20 protein-coding genes and 1 pseudogene are annotated in these 23,844 nt (G+C 55.1%); 16 read left to right on the top strand and 5 right to left on the bottom strand.

Going from position 1 to position 23,844, the window contains the following annotated elements; all coding sequences use genetic code 11:
- The 8 genes and pseudogenes from ACXJ5O_RS03200 to ACXJ5O_RS03165 all read left to right on the top strand — a co-directional run.
- Positions 1–938 (top strand): ABC transporter ATP-binding protein C-terminal domain-containing protein (locus tag ACXJ5O_RS03200; RefSeq protein ID WP_457298619.1); only part of this gene is annotated, 938 nt, incomplete at its 5' end.
- The gene (locus tag ACXJ5O_RS03195) at positions 938–1,669 is read left to right on the top strand and encodes an ABC transporter ATP-binding protein (RefSeq protein WP_209999136.1); all 732 of its coding nucleotides are present in this window, start codon (positions 938–940) and stop codon (positions 1,667–1,669) included. The genes ACXJ5O_RS03200 and ACXJ5O_RS03195, both read left to right, overlap by 1 nt.
- Before the next feature lie 43 nt (positions 1,670–1,712).
- Positions 1,713–2,066 (top strand): DUF6867 family protein, encoded by a 354-nt coding sequence (locus tag ACXJ5O_RS03190; protein ID WP_457298618.1) that lies wholly within the window; start codon positions 1,713–1,715, stop codon positions 2,064–2,066.
- 126 nt (positions 2,067–2,192) lie between these two features.
- Positions 2,193–3,308: a branched-chain amino acid ABC transporter substrate-binding protein gene (locus ACXJ5O_RS03185; protein ID WP_271896765.1), complete on the top strand. Its 1,116-nt coding sequence runs from the start codon at positions 2,193–2,195 to the stop codon at positions 3,306–3,308.
- Between the two features lie 241 nt (positions 3,309–3,549).
- Positions 3,550–4,667: pseudogene (locus tag ACXJ5O_RS03180) on the top strand (branched-chain amino acid ABC transporter substrate-binding protein).
- A gap of 173 nt (positions 4,668–4,840) precedes the next feature.
- Positions 4,841–8,299: a pyruvate carboxylase gene (pyc, locus tag ACXJ5O_RS03175; protein ID WP_457298617.1), complete on the top strand. Its 3,459-nt coding sequence runs from the start codon at positions 4,841–4,843 to the stop codon at positions 8,297–8,299.
- Positions 8,300–8,489: 190 nt separating this feature from the next.
- Positions 8,490–9,236 carry a DeoR/GlpR family DNA-binding transcription regulator gene (locus tag ACXJ5O_RS03170; RefSeq protein WP_457298616.1) on the top strand — a complete coding sequence of 249 codons (747 nt, stop codon included), beginning with the start codon at positions 8,490–8,492 and terminating at the stop codon, positions 9,234–9,236.
- 44 nt (positions 9,237–9,280) lie between these two features.
- Positions 9,281–10,447, top strand: coding sequence for an MFS transporter (locus tag ACXJ5O_RS03165; protein WP_457298615.1), 1,167 nt, complete (start codon positions 9,281–9,283; stop codon positions 10,445–10,447).
- 9 nt (positions 10,448–10,456) lie between these two features.
- On the opposite strand, the gene ACXJ5O_RS03160 is transcribed toward ACXJ5O_RS03165, so the two are convergent.
- A complete protein-coding gene (locus ACXJ5O_RS03160) occupies positions 10,457–11,578 on the bottom strand; it encodes a patatin-like phospholipase family protein (protein WP_457298614.1) in 1,122 nt (373 codons plus the stop codon).
- On the bottom strand, positions 11,575–12,354 hold the full coding sequence (locus ACXJ5O_RS03155) for a 3-hydroxybutyrate dehydrogenase (protein ID WP_224514713.1): 780 nt from the start codon (positions 12,352–12,354) through the stop codon (positions 11,575–11,577). Before ACXJ5O_RS03155 ends, ACXJ5O_RS03160 begins: the two co-directional genes overlap by 4 nt.
- Positions 12,355–12,552: 198 nt before the next feature.
- On the opposite strand from ACXJ5O_RS03155, the gene ispG reads away from it, so the two are divergent.
- Complete coding sequence (ispG, locus tag ACXJ5O_RS03150; protein WP_457298613.1) at positions 12,553–13,809, top strand: flavodoxin-dependent (E)-4-hydroxy-3-methylbut-2-enyl-diphosphate synthase; 1,257 nt, start codon at positions 12,553–12,555, stop codon at positions 13,807–13,809.
- Positions 13,810–13,812: 3 nt separating this feature from the next.
- Here ispG and ACXJ5O_RS03145 read toward each other — a convergent pair whose 3' ends face one another.
- On the bottom strand, positions 13,813–14,730 hold the full coding sequence (locus ACXJ5O_RS03145) for a polyprenyl synthetase family protein (RefSeq protein ID WP_457298621.1): 918 nt from the start codon (positions 14,728–14,730) through the stop codon (positions 13,813–13,815).
- Between the two features lie 212 nt (positions 14,731–14,942).
- Here ACXJ5O_RS03145 and mtgA point away from each other — a divergent pair, with 212 nt between their 5' ends.
- Positions 14,943–15,638, top strand: a complete 696-nt coding sequence (gene mtgA / locus ACXJ5O_RS03140) for a monofunctional biosynthetic peptidoglycan transglycosylase (protein ID WP_457298620.1) — start codon at positions 14,943–14,945, stop codon at positions 15,636–15,638.
- A gap of 164 nt (positions 15,639–15,802) precedes the next feature.
- A complete protein-coding gene (rpmF, locus tag ACXJ5O_RS03135) occupies positions 15,803–15,985 on the top strand; it encodes a 50S ribosomal protein L32 (RefSeq protein WP_008121851.1) in 183 nt (60 codons plus the stop codon).
- Between the two features lie 70 nt (positions 15,986–16,055).
- Here the strand turns inward: rpmF and ACXJ5O_RS03130 are convergent, their stop codons facing one another.
- Both ACXJ5O_RS03130 and phaR read right to left on the bottom strand, forming a co-directional pair.
- A complete protein-coding gene (locus tag ACXJ5O_RS03130) occupies positions 16,056–16,334 on the bottom strand; it encodes a cupin domain-containing protein (protein WP_457298612.1) in 279 nt (92 codons plus the stop codon).
- A 45-nt stretch (positions 16,335–16,379) separates the two neighbouring features.
- A complete protein-coding gene (phaR, locus tag ACXJ5O_RS03125; RefSeq protein ID WP_112531012.1) occupies positions 16,380–16,991 on the bottom strand; it encodes a polyhydroxyalkanoate synthesis repressor PhaR in 612 nt (203 codons plus the stop codon).
- Positions 16,992–17,252: 261 nt separating this feature from the next.
- Here phaR and ACXJ5O_RS03120 point away from each other — a divergent pair, with 261 nt between their 5' ends.
- The 5 genes from ACXJ5O_RS03120 to ACXJ5O_RS03100 form a co-directional block, all read left to right on the top strand.
- Entirely contained in the window at positions 17,253–18,437 is a 1,185-nt protein-coding gene (locus ACXJ5O_RS03120; RefSeq protein ID WP_457298611.1) for an acetyl-CoA C-acetyltransferase, read from the top strand.
- Between the two features lie 131 nt (positions 18,438–18,568).
- Positions 18,569–19,294 (top strand): beta-ketoacyl-ACP reductase, encoded by a 726-nt coding sequence (gene phbB / locus ACXJ5O_RS03115; RefSeq protein ID WP_112531010.1) that lies wholly within the window; start codon positions 18,569–18,571, stop codon positions 19,292–19,294.
- A gap of 571 nt (positions 19,295–19,865) precedes the next feature.
- Complete coding sequence (locus ACXJ5O_RS03110; protein ID WP_457298610.1) at positions 19,866–22,928, top strand: helicase-related protein; 3,063 nt, start codon at positions 19,866–19,868, stop codon at positions 22,926–22,928.
- A gap of 5 nt (positions 22,929–22,933) precedes the next feature.
- Positions 22,934–23,353 carry an RNA-binding S4 domain-containing protein gene (locus tag ACXJ5O_RS03105; RefSeq protein ID WP_457298609.1) on the top strand — a complete coding sequence of 140 codons (420 nt, stop codon included), beginning with the start codon at positions 22,934–22,936 and terminating at the stop codon, positions 23,351–23,353.
- Positions 23,354–23,627: 274 nt separating this feature from the next.
- The coding region (locus ACXJ5O_RS03100; protein WP_457298608.1) for a 4Fe-4S dicluster domain-containing protein at positions 23,628–23,844 on the top strand (217 nt) is incomplete at its 3' end.

Below are 23,844 nucleotides of genomic sequence, written 5' to 3'. Positions count from 1 at the left end.
TGGAGAAGATCAATCTGGTGGAGCGCGCCGACGATCCAGCTGGTGATCTGCCCTACGGTGCGCAGCGGCGCCTCGAGATCGCTCGTGCAATGTGTACGGATCCGGAATTGCTCTGCCTTGATGAACCTGCTGCAGGACTCAATGCTCGCGAGTCTGCCGAGCTCAACAAGCTCCTGCTCGATATTCGTGATGAGACCGGAACTTCGATCCTCCTCATAGAACATGACATGTCTGTAGTTATGGAAATCTCCGACCACGTTGTTGTTCTCGAATACGGCACGAAGATTTCGGATGGCACGCCTGAGACAGTGAAAAACGATCCAAAGGTCATCGCTGCTTATCTCGGCGTCGAGGACGAAGAAGTGGTTGAACTGATCGAACAGGCAGAAGCCGCTGGCGTCGATGATATTACCGCGGCGGTAGACCTGCTTTCGACCGAGGCGCTGCACGAGATCGAGGAAGCCCATCCGGATATGGCTCCAGCCACCCTTATTCCTTCCGCTCCTGCCAAGGTCAGGCGGGCCAGAGCTACGGCTGCAAAAAAGCCCGTTGTAAAGTCCGTCACAGACAAAACTGCTGCCAAGCCTGCAGCAGCGACTACCGTGAAATCGAAGCCAATCAATCCAGCTGCACAGTCGCTGGTGGCGATCAAACCCGGTGCAACGGCGAACGCACTTGCAGAGCCGCGTGGCGGCAAGGCAGACAAACTTATCATTATCAAGGGCATAGGGCCCGTCAACGAGCGCAAACTCAACGAACACGGAATATTCCACTTCGACCAGATTGCCGCCTGGAAGAAAGCCGACATTATCGCCGCTGAAGCCTACCTTGCTTTTGATGGGCGGATCGCGCGTGAAGACTGGATTGGACAGGCCAAGAAACTGGCAAAGCAGAGCCAGGTAACCCCGGCGCCCAAAAAGACCGGAGGGGCTAAATAATGTCAGAAAAGCAAGCCCTTCTCAGCGTTGAAGGCGTTGAAACCTACTACGGCAATATTCGTGCCTTGAGCGGTGTGACAGTCCATGCCGATCCGGGTGAGATTGTCGCTTTGATCGGTGCCAATGGCGCCGGAAAATCCACCTTGATGATGACGATCTTCGGGATGCCGCGCGCGCGTACCGGACGTGTCGTTTTTGATGGCAAGGACATCACGCAATTGCCTACGCATGAAATCGCGCGGCTGCGGATTGCGCAATCACCTGAAGGCCGCCGCATTTTTCCACGCATGACCGTGCAGGAAAATCTGCAAATGGGTGCCAGCCTCGACAAGCTTGAGTTCTTCGATGAAGATTCGCGCATGGTGTTCGATCTTTTCCCGCGGTTAAAGGAACGCATTAATCAGCGCGGCGGCACGCTTTCTGGCGGCGAACAGCAAATGCTGGCAATCGGGCGCGCGCTTATGGCACGTCCGCGCCTGCTACTGCTGGACGAGCCTTCATTGGGTCTCGCGCCACTGATCATCAAGCACATTTTCGAAGCGATCAAAGAGTTGAACAAGACCACCGGATTGACGGTCTTCTTAGTAGAGCAGAACGCGTTCGGTGCTTTGAAGCTCGCCGATCGCGGCTACGTGATGGTAAACGGGATTGTGACTATGAGCGGATCGAGCGCGGAACTTCTTGCAAATCCGGAAGTGCGCGCCGCGTATCTTGAAGGCGGTCGCCACTAATGAGAGAAAGGCCTTCTTGAAAGGCCTCAAGGGGAATATTGCCATGCAAGGCATCTTATACGAAGAACCTTCAATCTGGCTGTTCATACTGGTTACCTGCCTCATGGGCGGCTGGGCCGCGTGGATGGCAGGACGGGCGTGCGCCAAAACATGGCGCTCCTTGGTAATCGTCATATTCTACATGCTGCTGTTAGGCATCGCTGTCCGGTTCATCCACTTTGCTCTTTTTGGTGGAACGATGTTCACGCTTCACTACTACATCGTGGATACGATTGTACTGACCGTCATCGGAATCCTCGGCTATCGCTATACCCGTACCAACCAGATGGTCCGGCAATATCATTGGCTCTATGAAAAAAGTTCTCCATTCGCCTGGAAAGAAAGAACGAGAGCTTAACCTATYTCGCTGATGCGAAATGAATCAGCGTGACAACCGCCGGGAAATCGGCAAATGTAATCTTCAAGCGACGAAAACAAGCCGTCGCGAGGGGTTGGTAAGTACCTAGAAAATGGGAGTTTTCAAATGAAGAAGTCACTGTTATCGGGCGTTGCGCTTGCTGCGATGCTCGCCTTGAGCGGCAACGCCTATGCCGATCTTTTGATCGGCGTCGGTGGACCGTTGACCGGACCGAACGCCGCTTTCGGTGCGCAGCTGCAGAAGGGTGCAGAAGCAGCTATCGCTGAGATCAATGCAGCCGGCGGCGTTAATGGTGAGCAGGTCAAACTGTCACTTGGCGATGACGTTTCTGATCCAAAACAGGGCATTTCCGTTGCCAACAAGTTTGTTGCTGATGGTGTGAAGTTCGTTATCGGCCACTTCAATTCCGGCGTTTCGATCCCGGCATCGGAAGTTTATGCTGAAAACGGCATTCTGGAAATCACGCCTGCTGCGACCAACCCGGTCTTCACAGAGCGCAAATTGTGGAACACCTTCCGCACTTGCGGACGTGACGATCAGCAGGGTGTTGTAGCTGGTACGTACATTGCCGAGAAGTTCAAGGATGCCAAGATTGCGGTTGTCCATGACAAGACACCATATGGCCAGGGGCTCGCCGACGAAACCAAGAAGACGCTGAATGCCAAGGGCATGAAGGAAGCGATGTACGAAGGCGTTAACGTCGGCGACAAAGACTTCTCCGCTCTGATCGCCAAGGCAAAGGAAGCCGGCGTTACGGTTCTTTATTGGGGTGGCTTGCACACGGAAGCTGGCCTGATCATCCGCCAGCTTGCTGACCAGGGCCTGAAAGTCACGTTCATCTCCGGTGACGGTATCGTTTCGAACGAACTTGCTTCCATCGCTGGYGATGCCGTTGCGGGTACGCTGAACACATTCGGCCCAGATCCGAGCAAGAACCCAGCCAACAAGGAGCTCGTTGAAAAGTTCCGCGCCCAGGGCTTCGAGCCGGAAGCCTATACACTCTATTCCTATGCTGCGGCACAGGTTATCGCAGACGCAGCGAAAGCAGCAGGATCGAACGATCCTGAGACAGTTGCGAAAACGATGAAGGAAAAGGGCCCGTTCAAGACCGTTCTTGGCGATATCGCCTTTGATGAGAAGGGCGACCCCAAGCTTCCAGGCTACGTTATGTACGAATGGAAGAAGGGCGAAGACGGCAAGTACAGCTATTTCCAGCAGTAGGCCTTCCGTTTGAGACGATAAGTGATGCCCGGCCCAGTGCTGGGCATTCACCTTGATAACTATCGCGTTTGTCGTGTCCCCACGGAACATCGCAGCGCTTATTAGCTTGCATAGAATACCGGCTATTTTTTTCGTAAGTCTTTCGTTTGTCCGCCCAAAACCTATGCCGGTGATCAAGCTCCGGATAACGGTAATATTGCCCCGCCATTTTTTTGATATCTTTTTTCACAACGGAGTTTGCATGACGAAGCTACTTTTCCCCGGCATGGTTGCAGCAACAATGCTCATACTCACCTGTTACGCTGACGCCGATATACTGGTCGGCGTTGTGGGGCTCCACTCACTGGACCGAATGCGGCCATGGGTGCACAGATCAAGCGAGGGGTCGAGGCAGCTGCCGCTGCTATAAACGACGCCGGCGGTATCAATGGTGAGAAGATCGATCTAGCCTTTGGCGATGATGTTTCCGATCCGAAGCAAGGTATTTCCGTTGCAAACAAATTCGTGGCCGACGGCGTGAAGATCGTTATTGGTCATTACAATTCGGGCGTATCGATACCAGCGTCGGAGGTTTATGCGGAGAATGGCATCCTGCAGATAACCCCGGCGTCGACCAATCCGAAGTATACCGAGCGCGGTCTCTGGAACACATTCCGAACCTGTGGCCGCGATGACCAGCAAGGGAAGGTCGCCGGAGCATATATCGCCAATCATTTCAAGGACGCCAAGATCGCCATCGTCAATGACAAGACGCCCTACGGCCAGGGTCTCGCCGATGAAACCAAGAAAGCACTGAACGCCCAGGGCATCACCGAAGTGCTCAACGAGGGCGTCCATACCGGTGACAAGGATTTCTCGGCGCTGATCAGCAAAGTGAAAGAAGCCGGTGTTACCGTATTCTATTGGGGTGGGGTACACACGGAGGCGGGCCTGATCATGCGTCAATTGGCGGACCAGGGCCTTAAAGTACAATTTATTTCAGGTGCGGCGATCGTCTCAAATGAGCTGGCATCGATAGCAGGTGATGCCGTCATTGGTACGCTCAATACATTTGGTCCGGATCCACGCAACAACCCGGCGAACAAGGAACTGATCGAGAAGTTCAGGGCGGACGGTTTTGAGCCGGAAGCATTCACGCTGTACGCCTACGGCTCCCTTCAGGCCATCGCTGCTGCCGCAAACGCCGCAGAAACAAACGATCCGGAGCTGATAGCCAAATCATTGAAAGGAAAGGGACCATTCGAGACGGTGCTAGGTGATCTGGCGTTTGATGAGAAGGGCGATCCGAAATTCCCGGGCTACGTCATGTATGAATGGAAAAAGGGCCCCGACGGCAAGATCGGCTATTTACAGCAATAAGCTGACTAACTGATATATGCGCGAAATGCCCGGCCTAGCGCCGGGCATTTTGCTATTGGACATTTGAGATTCTTGTGTTCAATATGTATTTGTTTGCACTGCAACAATCCTGAGAAATGTTGATGCAGCCCAATCCATTTTAAAGCGCTTTTTCGCTGTCTGGAGTTTTCGCCTTGCCTATCAAGAAAATACTCGTCGCCAATCGATCAGAGATTGCCATCCGCGTATTCCGTGCGGCCAACGAGCTTGGCATGAAAACCGTGGCGATCTGGGCGGAAGAGGACAAGCTTGCGCTGCACCGCTTCAAGGCGGATGAGTCCTATCAGGTTGGTCGTGGTCCGCATCTGGCCAAGGACATGGGCCCCATCGAAAGCTACCTCTCAATCGAGGAGATCATCCGGGTTGCGAAGCTTTCGGGCGCCGACGCTATCCATCCAGGCTACGGTCTTCTGTCGGAAAGCCCGGAATTTGCCGATGCCTGCGCGGAGGCCGGCATTATCTTCATCGGACCGAAGCCGGAGACCATGCGCCGGCTTGGTAACAAGGTTGCCGCGCGCAATCTGGCAATTGAAATAGGCGTTCCGGTCGTTCCCGCAACCGAGCCGCTGCCCGACGACATGGAAGCTGTCAAGGCAATGGCCGAACAGATTGGCTACCCGGTAATGTTGAAGGCATCGTGGGGCGGCGGCGGGCGTGGCATGCGCGCTATTTTTTCGGTGGATGACCTTGCCCGCGAGGTCACCGAGGGCAAGCGGGAAGCCAAGGCTGCCTTTGGCAAGGACGAAGTCTATCTTGAAAAGCTTGTGCAGCGGGCCCGCCATGTCGAGGTACAAATCCTTGGCGACACGCATGGCAATGCGGTGCATCTGTTCGAACGCGATTGTTCCATCCAGCGCCGCAACCAGAAAGTCGTCGAGCGCGCCCCGGCGCCGTATCTCACTGACAGCCAACGTAAGGAAATTTGTGATTACGGTCTGAGGATCGCCAAGGAGACAAGTTACATCGGGGCAGGCACCATTGAGTTCCTGATGGATGCCGATACCAATGAGTTCTACTTTATTGAAGTGAACCCTCGTATCCAGGTCGAGCACACTGTCACCGAGGAGGTGACCGGAATCGACATCGTCAAGGCGCAGATACGCATTCTTGAAGGTGCGGCCATCGGCACGCCGGAATCGGGCGTACCCGCGCAAAAAGATATCAAGCTCAACGGCCACGCCTTGCAGTGCCGCATAACCACTGAGGATCCGGAACAGAATTTCATTCCAGACTATGGTCGCATCACCGCCTATCGCGGCGCTACGGGTTTCGGCATCAGACTGGACGGTGGCACAGCCTATTCCGGCGCGGTGATCACGCGATTCTACGATCCGCTTTTGGAAAAGATTACAGCCTGGTCGCCAACAGCCGAAGAAACGATCCACAGGATGCATCGTGCGCTGCGCGAGTTTCGTATCCGCGGTGTCGCTACAAACCTCACCTTCCTTGAAGCGATCATCACACACTCGAAATTTCTCGATAATTCCTATACGACCAAGTTCATCGATACGACGCCCGAACTCTTTGAACAGGTGAAGCGGCAAGACCGTGCAACCAAACTTTTGACCTATCTTGCGGACGTAACCGTAAACGGTCATCCGGAAACCAAGGGCAGGGCCGCCCCCTCCAAAGATGCGGCGCTGCCGCGCGTTCCTTTCGTGGAAACGCCGATCCCCGATGGCACCAAACAGTTGCTCGATCAACTCGGGCCGCAAAAGTTTGCCGACTGGATGCGCAATGAGAAGCGTGTGCTGTTTACGGACACCACGATGCGCGACGGGCACCAATCCCTCTTGGCTACGCGAATGCGGACCTATGATATTGCTCGCGTTGCCGGTACCTATGCACGCGCCCTGCCACAGCTCTTCTCGCTGGAATGCTGGGGCGGTGCTACGTTTGATGTGGCAATGCGATTCCTGACGGAAGACCCGTGGGAGCGCCTAGCTGAAATCCGCGAAGGGGCTCCAAATATCCTTCTGCAAATGCTGCTGCGCGGCGCCAACGGCGTCGGCTACAAAAGCTATCCGGATAATGTTGTCAAATATTTTGTAAGCCAAGCGGCAAAAGGCGGTGTGGATGTTTTCCGCGTGTTCGATAGTTTGAACTGGGTTGAAAACATGCGTGTCACCATGGATGCGGTCGTTGAGGAGAACAAGCTGTGCGAAGCAGCCATCTGCTATACGGGCGACATCCTCAACTCGGCGCGGCCAAAATATGACCTGAAATATTACGTCGCCCTGGCGCAGCAGGTGGAGAAGGCCGGGGCCCATATCATCGCTCTCAAGGACATGGCGGGTCTTTTGAAGCCAAATGCTGCGAAGGTTTTATTCAAGGCGTTGCGTGAAGCAACCGACCTGCCGCTGCATTTCCACACGCACGATACGTCGGGTGTTGCCGCAGCAACTGTTCTTGCAGCGGTGGATGCAGGTGTTGACGTTGTTGACGCTGCGATGGATGCGCTTTCCGGCAATACCTCGCAGCCATGTCTCGGTTCGATCGTTGAGGCATTGAAAGGTACCGAGCGCGATCCCGGCCTCGATCCCGAGTGGATACGCCGAATTTCGTTTTATTGGGAGGCGGTGCGTACGCAATATGCGGCATTCGAGAGTGATCTGAAGGGGCCGGCCTCCGAGGTCTATCTTCACGAAATGCCCGGGGGGCAATTTACCAATCTCAAGGAACAGGCTCGCTCGCTCGGACTTGAGACGCGTTGGCACGAAGTGGCGCAAACCTATGCGGACGTGAACCAGATGTTCGGTGATATCGTCAAGGTCACTCCGTCCTCCAAGGTTGTCGGAGACATGGCTCTAATGATGGTAAGCCAGGATCTGTCCGTCGCCGACGTGAAAAACCCCGACAAGGATATCGCATTTCCGGATTCGGTGGTGTCGATGATGCGAGGTGATCTCGGACAACCGCCGAATGGTTGGCCGAAGGACATTCAGAAGAAGATTCTGAAAGGTGAAAAGCCATTCACCGAACGGCCGGGGGCACTTTTGGGGCCAGCTAATCTTGATGCCGAGCGGAAAGAAATCGAGACCAAACTGGAACGGAAGATCAGCGATCAGGAATTCGCTTCTTATCTCATGTATCCCAAAGTGTTCACAGATTTTGCCATAACGCACAATACATATGGACCGACGAGTGTACTGCCGACGCATGTCTACTTTTACGGACTGGCGCAGGAGGAGGAAGTATTTCTCGATATCGAACGCGGCAAGACCCTCGTTGTGCGCAACCAGGCAGTGGGCGAACCCGATGATAAAGGAATGTGCACAGTCTTTTTCGAGATGAACGGTCAGCCGCGGCGCGTGAAGGTCCCCGATCGCGCACGTGCCGGCAGTGGCGCTGGCGTAAGACGCAAGGCGGAGTTGGGAAATGACAAGCAGGTAGGAGCGCCCATGCCGGGCATTATCTCAACTGTAGGCATTGCTAGTGGACAAAAGGTCAATGCGGGGGACGTCTTGCTTTCCATCGAGGCGATGAAGATGGAGACTGCCTTACGTGCCGAACGCGATGGGACAATCGTAGAGGTGCTTGTCCGCGCTGGCGACCAGATTGATGCCAAAGATCTTCTCGTTGTTTACGAATAGACTTGTGAGTTACTAGCAAGCACAAAAAAGGCCTATATGGGCTTTTTTTGTTTCCGGCCTATGCGCCAAAACGCTCATTCGTGCAAATATGCGCATCATCTATTGCCGATATCGGCAAGTCTCGTTATGGTGCCCGCGTGTGCAGGGTTGTTCAATGCTGAAGGATTTATCGCCGGACGAAAGAAAAAGTATGATCCTCCAGAGGATCAATGAGTCTGGCCGCGTGCTGGCGAATGCGGTCGCATCGGAATTTGGCGTCTCCGAAGACTCCATACGCCGCGATCTTCGGGAATTGGCCGAACAGGGCCTCGTCCAGCGATTCCATGGAGGCGCTGCAAGAAGCAGATCGGGTCCCCGAAGCTTCCAGCAACGTGCTCGCGATGAGACCACCGGCAAGAAGGCAATCGCCGTCGCCGGCGCGAGCCGCATCCCGGCGAACACCACGATGCTTCTCGACTCCAGTACAACGGTGCTGGAATTCGTTCGTGCACTCCCTCGAGACCTTCATGCATGCATCATTACCGGTTCCCCGGATATCGCTTCGGCGGCGCTCGACCATCCCTGCTGCGAGGTCATTCTTCTGGGGGGAAGCCTAAACCGGCTGACGCGCAGTGCCATCGGGCAATCCACGCTGGCTGAAGTCCAATCGATGCGTGTTGACTATTGTATTCTCGGTGCATGCGCCGTCGATGAAGAGTTGATGCTGCGTGCCGAGAACTATGATGATGCACGCATGAAACTTGCCCTTGGTCAGGCATGCAATGAGATCATTCTCCTTGCAACAAGCGAAAAGCTTGTTAAGCAAGCTCCCTTTGCCATTGGCCCAATATCGCTCGTATCCACCCTTATAACCGACCGGACGGCAGGTCGGTCGATTCTGGAGCGAATAAGCGGGATGGGTGTCGAAGTGATCGTCGCAGACGATGAGCCCCGGTGACCCAAATGTCTTCGCAATATCAGTGCACAACAGGTGATGATCCAATGGATGCCTCTGTCTACCTCAAGAAAGCCGTCTATGGCCGGTGGGCCGTTGCCTGCGCGTTTTTCTTCAACGGCTTCCTGGTTGGTAGCTGGGCGCCGCAAATTCCCGTATTTATGGTACGCCTCGGAATCAGCGAATTCACGCTCGGATTGCTCATCCTGATTTTTGGCGTGGGCGCTCTTTCTGCCATGCCGTGGTGCGGTTACCTGATCAGCCGGTTTGGATCGAGGGCGGTGGTGAAAGGTTTTGCGGTTTTCTGCTCCTTTTCGCTATTGCTCGTCGCTCTCGCCCCAAACGCCCTGACAGCTGCGCCAGCCCTGTTTCTTTTCGGTGCCGTGATTGGCGGCATGGATGTGGCGATGAATGCCAATGCAGTGGAGGTGGAGAAAAAGCTCTCGCGGGCGGTCATGTCGTCATCGCATGGTTTTTGGAGCCTCGGCGGCTTCGCCGGAGGTGCGCTGGGCGGATTGGTGATCGAAGCGCATGGCCACTTGGCTCATGCGCTGGTGGTTACGCTGATCGCCATCGTGCTAGGCATGGCAACCTTCGGCTATATGATCACCGAAGACTCGCCTGCGGCACAGGAAAAGCACAGGCTTGAGTTCCCGACCAATCCATTGATCTATCTCATCGGATTGATGGCGTTGTTTTCCATGGTGCCCGAGGGTTCGGTGCTGGATTGGGCAGCGCTATATCTTCAGCAGGAACGAGGCGCGGACATCGCAACAGCCGGTTTCGCCTTCGCCGCCTTTTCCGGAACGATGTCGATCATGCGATTTCTCGGCGATGGCGTACGCAACCGCTTTGGTGCAGTGAAGACATTGCGCTATTCGGCGCTTATCGGCGCAACGGGCATGTTGATAGCCAGTGTCGCCCCTAACTCCTGGATTGCGATACTTGCGTTTGCATTCGCTGGGCTTGGTATCGCAAATATGGTCCCGATCGCCTTCTCGGCAGCGGGCAATCAAAAAGGGACGTCTTCCGGGGTGGCACTCAGCATGGTAACGCTCATGGGCTATTCGGGTATTCTTGTTGCCCCGTCGGCTATAGGTTTTGTCGGCGGCAGAACCGGATTCGGACCAGTCTATATGGTACTCGCCGGATTGCTTATCGTTGTGTTTCTGATGTCCAATCTGGCAAAGAGCGCCGATGTAGACCGATCCTAGGCGAAGAGATTAAGCGCGCCGGGCGACGACGGCGGGCTTTTTCCGTTGCATAAGAAAATCGCTCACGCGTTTGCCGGGCTTGTGAGGCTTCAGTCCGACGCTCATTTCCGGTGTCAACTCGCCGGTCAGATCGAGTGTGGCATGTTCGCCGACAGCATCGAAATTTTCCTCAAGCCAATCTCCTGCGGCTGCTCGGCCAAGATCGCGCAGATATTCAAGGAATGCCCATTCGGCGTTGATCTTGGATGACGAAGACAGGCCCTCGAGCGCTTCGTCGGCGTCGATGCGGTGCATTCGAATGTTGCGGTATTCGCCATGCTCGAGCCTTCCGGCTTTAATCAGCGAATTGACGAATGCAATCGAACGGAACTCGCGTAGAAGAGCAGCGTTGAAGGTAATCTCATCAATACGATCGGTTATTTCGCGTGCAGTCTTGGGCGTGCCGCGTCTTTCGATCGGATTGATCTGGACCAGGAGGACGTCTTCACTCTCGCTCGAATAGAAGAACGGATATAGCGCCGGATTTCCGCCATAGCCGCCATCCCAATAGGGTTCGCCATCAATTTCCACTGCCTGAAAAATATAGGGAAGGCAGGCGGAAGCCATGACCACGTCTGCATTGAGTTCCGATTGCGAGAAGACACGCAGCCGCCCGCTCTCTACGTTGGTCGCGGAAACGAAGAGCTTGAATTGAGAACAGGCACGTACACGTTTGAAATCGATTTCCTTTTCAACTACGTCCCGTAGGGGGTTGATATTGAACGGATTGAACTCGTAGGGAGAAAACAGTCGCGAAAACTGTTCAAAGAGGTTGTAGCCAAGGCCATGTTCAACTGACCATTTGCCGAAGAATCGATCCCACGGAGTGCGCTGGACAGGGCTGAATTGCCCTGTTCGCCCGACGGCGCGCCAGAACTCGTGCAACTTTGCCCGGGCGCCTTCAGCTCCATTATGTGACCACCCGTCGGCGAGGGCTACGGCGTTCATTGCACCTGCACTGGTGCCAGATATGCCTTCGATTGCCAGTCGGCCATCCTCGAGGATGCGGTCGAGAACGCCCCAAGTGAAGGCACCGTGTGAACCACCGCCTTGCAGGGCGATGTTGATTGTCTTCGATTTTACCTTTGTCACTGCGCTGTCCAGCCACCATCGACGGATATGGAGGTTCCGGTGATCTGCGCGGCGGCGTCGCTGGCGAGGAATACGACGGTTGCGCCAATCTGGTCCACAGTAGCAAACTCCTTGGTTGCCTGCTTATCAAGCATGACCTCGCGGATAACGGTCTCACGATCCATATCATGCGCTTTCATCTGGTCGGGTATCTGCGCCTCGACGAGCGGCGTAAGCACGTAACCGGGACAGATTGCATTGCTCGTGATGTGTTTTTCTGCAACTTCGAGCGCAACAGTCTTGGTAAAGCCAAGGACGCCATGCTTAGCCGCGACATAGGCTGATTTGAAGGGCGAGGCCCTAAGCCCATGAGCTGACGCAATATTTATGATGCGCCCCCACCCGGCTTTTTTCATGTATGGAAGGGCAGCCGCAGTCGTATGAAATGCTGATGTCAGATTGATGGCGATGATTGCGTCCCACTTTTCCGTCGGGAACTCATCGACAGGCGCAACGAACTGAATTCCAGCATTGTTGACCAGGACATCGACACTGCCAAAGGTTTGGGCGGCCTTTTCAATCAGGGTCCGGCACTCGGTACCGTTCGACATGTCTGCCTTGATATAGGCTACCTCTACGCCGTACTTCTCGGCAATTTCCCTGGCAAGTGCATGATCTTCGGGCCGATCAGTGAATGAGTTGATCACAACATTGTATCCTGCTGCAGCAAGAGCATGCGCGGAACCGAGCCCGATGCCGGAATTCGAGCCTGTAACGACTGCGGTCTTTTTGGCCATGGTTATTTCCTTTGATTGATCAACCGTGCGTGCAGAAGGCCGACAGAATATATTGCATCGCAGCAAAATTGCTAGATGTGCAGCATGAACACTTTGTCATACAAGCTCTGCAGTGCAGGCGTGGCCCCTCCTTGGTAAGTACGGAGTTGACAAATGGCGATAGCTGCGCCACCTGAACAGCATATCTGGAGCTTGACGATGTCAGACTATTACTCGCAACCTTTTGGCCGGCGGCCGTCAGTCGGTGTCGATGTAGGCGGCGTCATGGTGGGTGGCGGAGCGCCGGTTGTCGTTCAATCGATGACCAATACGGATACCGCCGATGTGGATGGTACTGTGGCGCAGGTGGCCGCTCTGTCCAGGGCGGGCTCGCAGATCGTCCGCATTACAGTTGACCGTGATGAATCGGCTGCAGCCGTACCGAAGATTCGTGAACGCCTCGACCGGCTGGGTCTCCCGGTCCCGCTGGTGGGTGATTTCCACTATATAGGCCACAAGCTTCTGGCTGACCATCCGGCTTGCGCCGAAGCATTGGCCAAATACCGGATCAATCCTGGCAATGTTGGATTCAAGGACAAAAAGGATGCACAGTTCGGCGCCATCATCGAAATGGCAATCCGCTATGACAAGCCGGTTCGCATCGGTGTAAACTGGGGCTCGCTCGATCAGGAACTGCTGACTGCCCTGATGGATCAGAATCATGCTGCTGGCGCACCCCTGACGGCGGAGGCCGTAACGCGGGAAGCGATTGTGCAATCGGCGCTCATTTCATCGCAACTTGCTGAAGAGATTGGCCTGCCGCGTTCGAAGATCATTCTCTCCGCAAAAGTAAGTCAGGTTCAGGATCTGATTGCGGTTTATGCCGAACTTGCGCGACGTTGCGATCACGCGTTGCATCTTGGGCTGACCGAAGCCGGCATGGGTACAAAGGGCATTGTGGCTTCTTCAGCCGCGATGGGGATCCTGTTGCAACAGGGTATCGGTGACACGATCCGCATTTCTCTTACGCCTGAACCAGGCGGCGATCGCACTCGCGAAGTCCAGGTGGCGCAGGAACTCTTGCAAACCATGGGCTTTCGGCAATTTATCCCGATAGTCGCCGCATGTCCTGGATGCGGCCGGACGACGTCGACAGTGTTCCAGGAATTGGCGCAATCGATTCAAAGCGATATCCGCACCAACATGCCGATCTGGCGTGAGAAATATCCGGGCGTTGAAGCGCTGAACGTTGCTGTCATGGGCTGCATCGTCAATGGACCGGGCGAGTCCAAAATGGCCGATATCGGCATTTCGTTGCCGGGAACGGGTGAAACACCGTCCGCACCCGTATTTGTTGACGGCAAGAAAGTTGCTACCTTGCGCGGCGCCGGTATCGCTCAGGAATTCCAGAAAATGGTGGCAGATTACATCGAGAACCGCTTCGGCCTTGGCGCCGGTTCGCACGCGGCAGAATAGTTCCTAGCTCTGCCTTTCGGCAATAAAGCGCGCCGCATCCTTAAGCAGTGCTGCTTTCTCACCAAAGGGGGCAAGAAGCTCTTCCGCCTGCGCGACCAGACCGACCAACTGGCGCTGAGTCCACTCAATGCCATGCATGGAGACAAGTGTGGCCTTGCCGGCGGCCGCATCCTTCCCGGTCGCTTTGCCCATATGGGAGGCATCGGCGGTAACATCGAGCAGATCATCGGCAAGCTGGTAGGCAAGGCCAATGGCTGAGCCATACTCCGCCAGTCGCTCGCGGTCCTCGGAGTTGGAGCGGCCAACGATAGCACCCGCCTCGCAGGCAAAACGGATCAGTGCCCCGGTCTTCATTGCTTGCAAGCGGATAATGCCTTGCTCGTCTGGTTTGACCTTTTCCGCCTCGAGATCGAGCGCCTGGCCACCTACCATGCCGCCAACTCCTGCTGCGCGGGCGAGCGTCGCGATGAGCGCTACTCTAGCTTCAGCATCAAGCTCGGTTTCCTCGCTGGCAATCAATTCGAACGCGTAGGTCAGGAGGCCATCTCCAGCAAGGATGGCAGTTGCTTCATCAAATTTCCGATGCACTGTCGGTTGACCGCGCCGCAAATCATCATTGTCCATGGCCGGTAGATCGTCGTGGACGAGAGAATAGCTGTGAATGCATTCGAGCGCCGCAGCAACGCGCAAAGCGGCAAGATTATCCGCTTTAAAAAGGGCAGCGCTTTCCATAACCAGAAACGGTCGAAGGCGCTTGCCGCCATTCAACACGCTGTGGCGTATCGCGGCCATCAATCGGGACGGCCGGCTGATCTCGCCGGTTTGCGGGCTATCCGACAGCAAATTGCCAAGCAACGCTTCAACCGAAGCTGCGCGCTGCTGTAAGGTAATCTGGAACAATGAGAAATCCCGATCAGTCATCATACTCAGCCAATTGCCGATAAATCGACCTCCGGTCAATGGCCTCTGGGCAAGCGCGGTTGCATTTCTGCAGTGGTCTCTGTGTGTACGGCTCAGAAAATCGTAGAAAGAATTCCCTTCTGTTGCTCTTTGCTTTATGTCCGACAGGAATATTCAAATGGAAGATATGTGTGGCAAGGCTTCTCGTCAGAAACAAGCGGGGCAGAGGTTATCTGGTCAATCCTGGACGTTCGCCCGTCGGGCGGGCCGTGCGCTACCTGATTCTGGCGGGAATCATATTGATCATGTTGCCGATTATCCTGCTCAGTCTCTACCGATTCCCCTTCATTCATCCGATTTCTACGTTGATGGTGAAAGATATCGTGACGTTTTCTGGTTATGATCGCCGCTGGGTGCCACTCGACCAGATATCTCCATCTCTCGTCAATTCGGTGATGATGTCTGAGGATGCGAGGTTTTGTTTTCACAACGGCGTGGACTGGGATGCATTGAATTCCGTCGTTTCGGATACGATTGACGGCGAACAGACGCGTGGCGCATCGACAATTCCGATGCAGACAGCTAAAAACCTGTTCTTGTGGACGAGTCGCTCATTCATCCGCAAAGGACTGGAAGTACCTCTGGCTGTGCTGACGGATCTTATTTTGCCCAAGCAACGGTTGCTGGAAATCTATCTGAACATCGCCGAATGGGGCCCGGGCATTTATGGTATCGAGGCCGCGTCGCAATATCATTTCAAGACAAGCGCAGCAAAGCTTTCGCCGCGTCAGGCCGCTTATCTGGCGGTGACRTTGCCTAATCCAATCGTGCGCAATCCTGCGCGGCCCGGCCGTGGCATGCAGACATTGGCGCGSGTCAACGAACGCAGAGCACGCGGCGCCGGGGCCTATGTTGGATGCGTGAACTAGATGAATCTGCCGATAAAAGCCCTGGCGACAAAAAATATGCGAGTCCTGCTGGTCAAAAGCCCTCAGGACGTGTATAGCCCCACCGAACTTTCCGGAATTTTGTCCATTGCGACAGGCTCAATCGGGCCAGTGCCGGATTTTGACTGATTACTGGAGCTGGAACAATGGCTGTACCCAAACGAAAAACTTCTCCGTCGAAGCGCGGCATGCGCCGTTCCGCCGACGCGCTGAAGGCACCGACTTACGTCGAAGACAAGAATTCAGGCGAACTGCGCCGTCCGCATCACGTCGATCTGAAGACCGGCATGTACCGTGGCCGTCAGGTTCTGACGCCGAAGGAAGGCTAATTCTCTTCCGAATTCGCACTAAAAAGACCGGCCGCTGTGCCGGTCTTTTTGTTTGTGCACAGCACTTGAGCTATTTCAGCTCGATCTCGATAAAAGCATATTCGCCATCATTGGCGTTAACGACGTCATGCTCGACGCCCTCAGTCCGGAAATAGGGAACGCCCTTTTTCATTTCCGCAAGTGATTCACCGTCCTTCGTCACCAGCTTGACCCGTCCGTCCATCAGCGGGATGACGACATAGTCACGCGCGTGCCTGTGCCAACCCGTGTTCTCTCCGACAGCAAAACGATATTCTGTAACGACGACGCGCTCATTGTCGATGAATACCGTTGCTTTGGCCGCTCCCATACCGAGTACTCCGCCGTTAATGGTTAGCTCTATCCCCAGCGATAATTATTTATCAAGGGAGTCGAGTTTGCGCTGCATAGCGGCAATCTGCTCCTTCAACTCATCGAGCCCCGTATCCTTTGCGGGCTTCTCGGGCGCGTGCGCATCATCGGGCTCAGAAGGAGCGGTGGTCTTGTTCAAGGGAAAAGGTGTGAACATGCGCATGGCATGCTGCAACATTTCCGTGTTGCGACGCACCTGCTCTTCGACCAGTTTGAGCGGGGCGCTAACATTCATCATGTCCATCGGCGTCTTGCCGAATGCCGCCGTCAGCTGCTCGCGCATGCGCTCCTGCTCCTTTGCAAAGGCTGACATGGATTGTTCAAGGAACGTTGGAAGCACAACCTGCATCTGATCGCCATAATAGGCAATCAATTGGCGCAAGAACGGGATAGGCAGCATGTTCTGCCCGTCCTTGTTCTCAAGCTCGAAAATAATCTGGGTCAGGACTGAGTGAGTAATGTCCTCGCCAGTCTTTGCATCCTGAACGGTAAAGTCCTCATTGCGCTTCACCATCTCTGCCAGGTCTTCCAACGTCACGTAAGTACTTGTTCCGGTGTTGTAGAGACGCCGGTTGGCGTATTTTTTTATGACGATGTCCCCGGTTTTCGCTGCCATTACTCAACTCCCCAAAACTTCGTTTCCTTGGCCGAATTTGCGTGCCGGCTTACGGATGGACTTAAGAGGATAGGGGCAAAGTGCGCCAATTCAAAGCGATTTGTGCATTGCATTCAACGCAGTGCATTGTGTCCAATGCTGCAGTGCGACGAGCGATATTTGCGTCTCATACTTAAATGGGCCTTGTCAAACTGTTGAAGGCAGCTAATTCTGACCGATATATGCTTTATGAATTCAGAATGACAAATATGAGGAAACGTTATGACCCAATCCATCGTCATCGCAAGTGCCGCCCGTACCCCCGTTGGATCGTTCAACGGTGCGTTTGCCAATGTTCCGGCACATGAACTGGGCGCAGCCGTCATCAAGGAAGTTCTGAGCCGCGCTGGGGTCGACGGGGCGGACGTCGATGAGGTGATCATGGGGCAGGTGCTTGGTGCTGGCGAAGGCCAGAATCCGGCGAGACAGGCGGCAATGGCCGCTGGTATCCCGCAGGAAGCGACCGCCTGGGGCCTGAACCAGGTTTGCGGTTCCGGATTACGCGCGGTTGCTCTTGGCATGCAACAGATTGCCATGGGTGATGCCACTATCGTTGTTGCCGGAGGTCAGGAATCGATGTCCTTGTCACCTCATTGCGCGCATCTTCGCAGTGGTACCAAAATGGGCGACATGAAGCTGATCGATACGATGATCAAGGATGGTTTGACCGATGCCTTCCATGGTTATCACATGGGTATTACAGCCGAAAACATCGCAACCAAGTGGCAGTTGACCCGCGAGGAACAGGACAAGTTCGCGCTTGGCTCACAGAACAAAGCCGAGGCAGCTCAAAAGGCTGGCAAGTTCAAGGATGAAATCGTGCCGTTTACCGTTAAAACACGCAAAGGCGACGTTGTCGTCGCTGACGATGAATATATCCGCCATGGAGCAACACTGGACTCACTGGCGAAGTTGCGGCCGGCTTTCGACAAGGACGGGACTGTGACTGCAGGCAATGCATCGGGTCTCAATGACGGGGCCGCCGCGGTTGTGCTGATGAGCGAGGAAGAGGCCAAGCGCCGCGGTATCAAGCCACTGGCAAGGATCGCATCCTGGGCAACAGCTGGCGTTGACCCATCCATTATGGGGACGGGGCCGATCCCGGCCTCGCGCAAAGCCCTTGAAAAGGCGGGTTGGACAGCCGACGATCTTGATCTCGTTGAGGCAAACGAAGCGTTTGCGGCTCAGGCCTGCGCCGTCAACAAGGATCTCGGGTTCAACCCGGACATAGTCAATGTGAATGGTGGCGCCATCGCTATAGGCCATCCAATTGGTGCTTCTGGTGCTCGTGTTCTTAACACATTGTTGTTCGAGTTGAAGCGTCGCAACGGCACAAAGGGCCTCGCTACGCTTTGCATCGGCGGCGGCATGGGTGTCGCGCTTTGTGTAGAGCGCATCAAGGATTAACAGGGCTTCAACCGGCTCAATATTATTGGGCCGGTTCTTATACCGATGGCCGCTCTTGCAACCAGCAACCCGTTTCATGTTTTCATTGTCGCACAGCGTTATACGAGATCAGTTTCAGGGAGGGATGATAAATGACAAAAACAGCAATCGTAACAGGTGGAACGCGTGGTATAGGCGCAGCAATATGCGTTGCTTTGAAAGCCGCAGGCTACAAGGTCGCGGCTAACTACGCTGGCAATGATGAGGCCGCCAAAGAATTCGGAAAAAAGACCGGAATCGCAACCTATAAGTGGGATGTTTCCAATTATGAGGAATGCGCAGCAGGTATTGCAAGGATCGAAGCAGAACTCGGTCCCGTCGCTGTACTGGTGAACAACGCCGGCATCACACGTGATGCGATGTTCCATAAGATGACGCCGGGCCAATGGAGCGACGTAATCAATACCAATCTTACCGGCCTGTTCAACATGACCCATCCAGTGTGGAGCGGCATGCGCGACCGCAAATTCGGCCGGGTGATCAACATTTCTTCGATCAACGGACAAAAGGGGCAGGCGGGCCAAGCCAATTATTCGGCTTCAAAGGCGGGGGATATCGGCTTCACGAAGGCTTTGGCTCAAGAGGGCGCGCGCGCCGGCATTACGGTCAATGCCATCTGCCCTGGCTACATAGGCACTGAAATGGTGCGGGCAATTGATGAGAAGGTGCTCAATGAGCGGATAATTCCGCAAATTCCGGTCGGACGCCTTGGCGAACCGGAAGAAGTAGCGCGCTGCGTGGTGTTTCTGGCATCTGACGATGCGGGTTTCATCACCGGGTCTACGCTCACGGCCAATGGTGGGCAGTATTCGACCTGAAAGTGATGGAAAATGCGTGGGGCAAACATATTGGGCGAGCGCCTGAATCTTGTCCTATAAAACTTGTGAATGGTTGCGTGTGGTGCAGTTTCTGCTGCGGCAGCACCAAATATGTGTGGTGAACAAAACGGAAGTCTCGCGAGGCGCCGATTCCATTTGGCTCGACCGGTATGGCAACGACAGTTGTTGGAGCAAGCTCGCATGGATTAGCTAACCATAAGAAATCATTGGTCTTTAGTGCTGATAAACTCGGTCACAATCATGAGTTGACATGCGCCGCTCTCAGAAATGCAACCTGGCGAGGCCTATGTTAAATGATTCAGCATGTAGTGCGATTTAGTGCCGGAGAAGCTAGATATGGCCGTGAACAAATCAGGAATCACATCCTAGAGCCGTTTCGTAGCTGATTCGTTCGCCTCGCGTTCTATTTCGTTACGGTACGCTCCGTGAATCGGTTCGCGATTGTTTATCTGGATTGCCCCGCCTACCTTTCTGTCGGACGCTTAAAATGCTAATCGAAAATGCATGCCCGGCTTTCATCGCCTTGGTGGCCGGTATTGGATTGTAATTGATGAACCTTATGCCCAACCCCGAACTTCCCCTGGTCTTAACTGGCCGCGATGTTACAGCCATTCTGGGGCCTACAAACACGGGGAAAACCCATCTAGCGATCGAGCGGATGCTTGCCCATCACACCGGAATGATTGGCTTGCCACTCCGTCTGCTTGCCCGGGAGGTCTATCATCGTGTGGCAGACAGGGTGGGGCTGGCAAATGTTGCGCTGATTACCGGTGAGGAAAAGATCAATCCACCTGGAGCCCGCTATTCGGTCTGCACGGTTGAAGCGATGCCCCGCCAAACCGATGTGGATTTTGTCGCCATCGATGAAGTGCAACTCGCCAATGATCTTGAACGCGGCCATATTTTCACCGATCGCATTCTGCATCTGCGTGGTCGTCAGGAAACGCTGTTGCTTGGCGCAGCAACGATGCGCGGGATACTGGAGAAGCTGTTGCGCGGCGTTTCGGTCGTCACGCGGCCACGGCTTTCAAATCTCGCCTATGCAGGATCCAAGAAAATAACCCGCCTTCCACCCCGCTCCGCGATAGTGGCCTTCGCTGCCGAGGAGGTTTACTCCATCGCAGAGCTGATACGGCGTCAAAGTGGTGGCGCGGCGGTGGTTATGGGTGCTCTCAGTCCACGCACGCGTAACGCGCAGGTCGATCTCTATCAATCTGGTGATGTCGATTATCTGGTCGCCACAGACGCCATTGGCATGGGCCTCAATCTCGATGTCGATCATGTGGCGTTCGCTCAGGACCGCAAATTCGATGGCTACCAGTTCCGTAACCTCTCCCCTGGAGAGATCGGGCAGATAGCCGGCCGAGCCGGCAGGCATTTGCGCGACGGTACGTTCGGAGTGACCGGCCAAGTGTCAGGATTCTCGGAGGAGCTGGTACAAAGAGTGGAATCCCATTCCTTCGACGCAGTCAAGATCCTGCAGTGGCGCACGGCTCGCTTTGACTATTCCAGCCTGGACGCGCTGAAGAGATCCATTGATATGCCCGCTCCTATCGAAGGATTGACGCGTGCTCTGCCTGCGGTCGACCAACAGGCGCTGGAATATTTGTCCAACGACCCGGATGTCGCACCACTGGCCACTACGCCTGAACGCGTAGCTCTTTTGTGGGATGCTTGCGCGCTGCCYGACTATCGCAAGATTGCGCCAGCGCAGCATGCCGACATTATCGCATCGATCTATACCGATCTTGCAGATAAGGGTCATGTGAACGAAAATTACATGGCCGAAGAGGTTCGCCGCGCCGATTCAACGGATGGCGATATTGACGCGCTTTCACGGCGGATCGCCCAGATCAGAACCTGGACTTTTGTGTCTCACAGGCCTGGATGGCTTGCMGATCAGGCACATTGGCARGAAAAGACGCGYGAAATTGAGGACAGAYTRTCMGAYGCRCTGCATGAAAGGTTGACGAAACGCTTCGTAGACCGCAGGACAAGCGTGCTTATGAGGCGCCTGAGAGAGAATACAATGCTAGAAGCCGAAATTAGCCCTGCCGGGGACGTTGTTGTCGARGGGCATCATGTTGGACGTTTGGATGGGTTCCGTTTCACAACGGACGCCCAAGTCGATGGAACGGACGCGAAGGCCGTCAAGGCTGCAGCGCAAAAAGCGCTTGCGACGGAATTCGAAAATCGCGTCGAGCGGTTCTCCGCTTCGGCCAATGGCGATTTCGCCCTCGGCTCAGACGGGACTTTGCGATGGATCGGCGCGCCAGTCGCCTCGGTCGTCTCGGGTGAACAAGCGCTGAAGCCTCGTGCTGTTCTGCTTGCCGACGAGCAATTGACAGGTCCGGCGCGCGATAAGGTCGCTGCGCGCGTCGATCGCTTTCTGGCCCATCACATAGATACGATCCTGAAGCCACTTGTCGATCTTGCCAATGCCGACGCGCTCGTTGGTATCACCAAGGGCCTTGCTTTCCAGCTTGTCGAGAATTTCGGCGTCCTTCAGCGCCGTGATGTCGCGGAAGACGTCCGTGGCCTCGACCAGGATTCACGAGCTGCTCTCCGCCGTCTTGGCGTACGATTTGGCGCCTACCACGTGTTCCTGCCGGCGCTGCTCAAGCCAGCACCGGCCGGTTTGCTGACACTTTTGTGGGCGCTTAAGGAAGATGCCAAGGATCGTCCCGGATATGGAGATGTGGTGCAGGTTCTATCCGCTGGACGCACATCCGTGGTTACAGACCCGGGTTTTGATCCAGCCTTCTATCGGCTTGGAGGCTACCGTCTCCTTGGCCGGCGCGCAGTGCGAATAGACATCCTTGAGCGCCTCGCAGATCTCATCCGACCTGCACTTGGCTGGAAGCCTGGAACCGGCACACGGCCGGACGGCGCGTATGATGGAACTCGTTTTGTAGTAACTCCGTCGATGATGTCGATCCTCGGCGCTACCGCCGACGATATGGAAGAAATTCTCAGAAGTCTCGGCTATCGCCCTGAATCGGTCGAAGCAGCGATTGTTGCTGCCAAGCTGACAGAACTCGATACCGTAGTGATGCCTGCTGACTCAGTGGCGGTCGTTGCTGCCACGACCGGCCCAGCGGTTGCTGAAGACGAGAACGTTACACCTACGGAAGCAGCCGTTAATTCCACCGAACCGTCTGCCACCGTAGAGGCCCAGCCGGAACCGGTTTCAGAAACCAGTGCATCCGCTGGCGAGCCTGCGCCGACTGTTGTGCAAACTGTGGCTGAAGAAGCGCCGAAGCCCATTCTGCTCTGGCGCCAGGCGCGGTTTGATGGCCGCAACAATCGCGGGCATCAGGAAAAACGCGAGCATCACCGCGGCGGACAGGCGCGCAGTGTCCAAGGCGAACAACGTCCCGCCCGGAATGAACGTGATGCAAATCAGCAGAACGAACAGGGTGCGCGCAAGGAACAATTCCGCGGCAAAGGCAAGTCCAACGGCAAGGATCGTTTTAAGCAAAGCGATAATGGAAAGTCCGCTGGCAAGCCACCGCTCCACAAGCGCCCGGAACGTGAAGAGCGTCCGGTCAAGATCGACATGGATTCTCCCTTTGCCAAGCTGCTGGCACTGAAGGAACAAATGAAGAAATAGGGATAGTGGGCACGTCCTCAAATCACGACAGCTCAAGGCAGCGCATTGACAAATGGCTGTTCTTCGCCCGAGTGGTCAAATCCCGTGCCCTCGCGGCCAAGCTCGTCTCTGGCGGCAGTGTTCGGTCCAACAGAGACAAGATCGATCAGCCATCGCACGGCGTGAAACCCGGGGATGTGCTGACGATCACTCTCGATCGGCGTATTCTCATTTACAAGGTGGTCTCTGGTGGAACGCGCCGGGGCCCGGCTGAGGAAGCGCGAACATTATACGAAGACATCTCGCCGCCGCCTCCGCCCAAAGACAGCATCACTGCTCTTGACGGATTACCCAAGCGCGATGCGGGTAGCGGTCGCCCGACAAAACGTGAACGTCGGCAGGTTGACCGGTTGATGCAGAGCGACGACGACAATTCGGGTGAATGATGTTAAATTTCGAATATTGGCTATCGTGTCGAAATCCTCTCTACCAGTGGCTCGGAAGCTAAAATATTATTCCACGAAGCGCGTCAGTATGGGATAGGCGTTGCTTGTCGATTGCGTGTCGCAGTGCCATGAATGGCGCCGTGAACGCCGATGTCCCTATCTTTAAGGGAATCCCGACCGCGTTMTGGTGCCGCAGCCGTTTTTCCCCTCTTGTCAGCCCGGCATCGAATCGTTACCTCAACGGCTGACACGTGGTGTCTTCAGGAGCCAGTAAATGACTTATGTTGTGACCGACAATTGCATCCGCTGCAAATATATGGATTGCGTTGAGGTCTGTCCTGTCGATTGTTTCTACGAGGGCGATAACATGCTCGTCATACATCCGGACGAGTGCATTGATTGCGGCGTTTGCGAACCTGAATGCCCTGCGGAAGCTATCAAACCCGATACCGAGCCTGGCCTGGACAACTGGCTGCAGATCAATGCTGAAT

The sequence above is a fragment of the Phyllobacterium sp. P5_D12 genome (assembly GCF_054049495.1).
This window is presented reverse-complemented; position numbering and strand designations above follow the sequence as displayed.

Bases quoted from the DNA above. Each gene is read 5' to 3' on its own strand.
- ACXJ5O_RS03195 (WP_209999136.1), top strand. From the start codon at position 938: ATGTCAGAAAAGCAAGCCCTTCTCAGCGTTGAAGGCGTTGAAACCTAC.
- ACXJ5O_RS03190 (WP_457298618.1), top strand. From the start codon at position 1,713: ATGCAAGGCATCTTATACGAAGAACCTTCAATCTGGCTGTTCATACTG.
- ACXJ5O_RS03170 (WP_457298616.1), top strand. From the start codon at position 8,490: ATGATCCTCCAGAGGATCAATGAGTCTGGCCGCGTGCTGGCGAATGCG.
- ACXJ5O_RS03165 (WP_457298615.1), top strand. From the start codon at position 9,281: ATGGATGCCTCTGTCTACCTCAAGAAAGCCGTCTATGGCCGGTGGGCC.
- ACXJ5O_RS03155 (WP_224514713.1), bottom strand. From the start codon at position 12,354: ATGGCCAAAAAGACCGCAGTCGTTACAGGCTCGAATTCCGGCATCGGG.
- ispG (WP_457298613.1), top strand. From the start codon at position 12,553: ATGTCAGACTATTACTCGCAACCTTTTGGCCGGCGGCCGTCAGTCGGT.
- ACXJ5O_RS03145 (WP_457298621.1), bottom strand. From the start codon at position 14,730: ATGACTGATCGGGATTTCTCATTGTTCCAGATTACCTTACAGCAGCGC.
- rpmF (WP_008121851.1), top strand. From the start codon at position 15,803: ATGGCTGTACCCAAACGAAAAACTTCTCCGTCGAAGCGCGGCATGCGC.
- ACXJ5O_RS03130 (WP_457298612.1), bottom strand. From the start codon at position 16,334: ATGGGAGCGGCCAAAGCAACGGTATTCATCGACAATGAGCGCGTCGTC.
- phaR (WP_112531012.1), bottom strand. From the start codon at position 16,991: ATGGCAGCGAAAACCGGGGACATCGTCATAAAAAAATACGCCAACCGG.
- ACXJ5O_RS03120 (WP_457298611.1), top strand. From the start codon at position 17,253: ATGACCCAATCCATCGTCATCGCAAGTGCCGCCCGTACCCCCGTTGGA.
- phbB (WP_112531010.1), top strand. From the start codon at position 18,569: ATGACAAAAACAGCAATCGTAACAGGTGGAACGCGTGGTATAGGCGCA.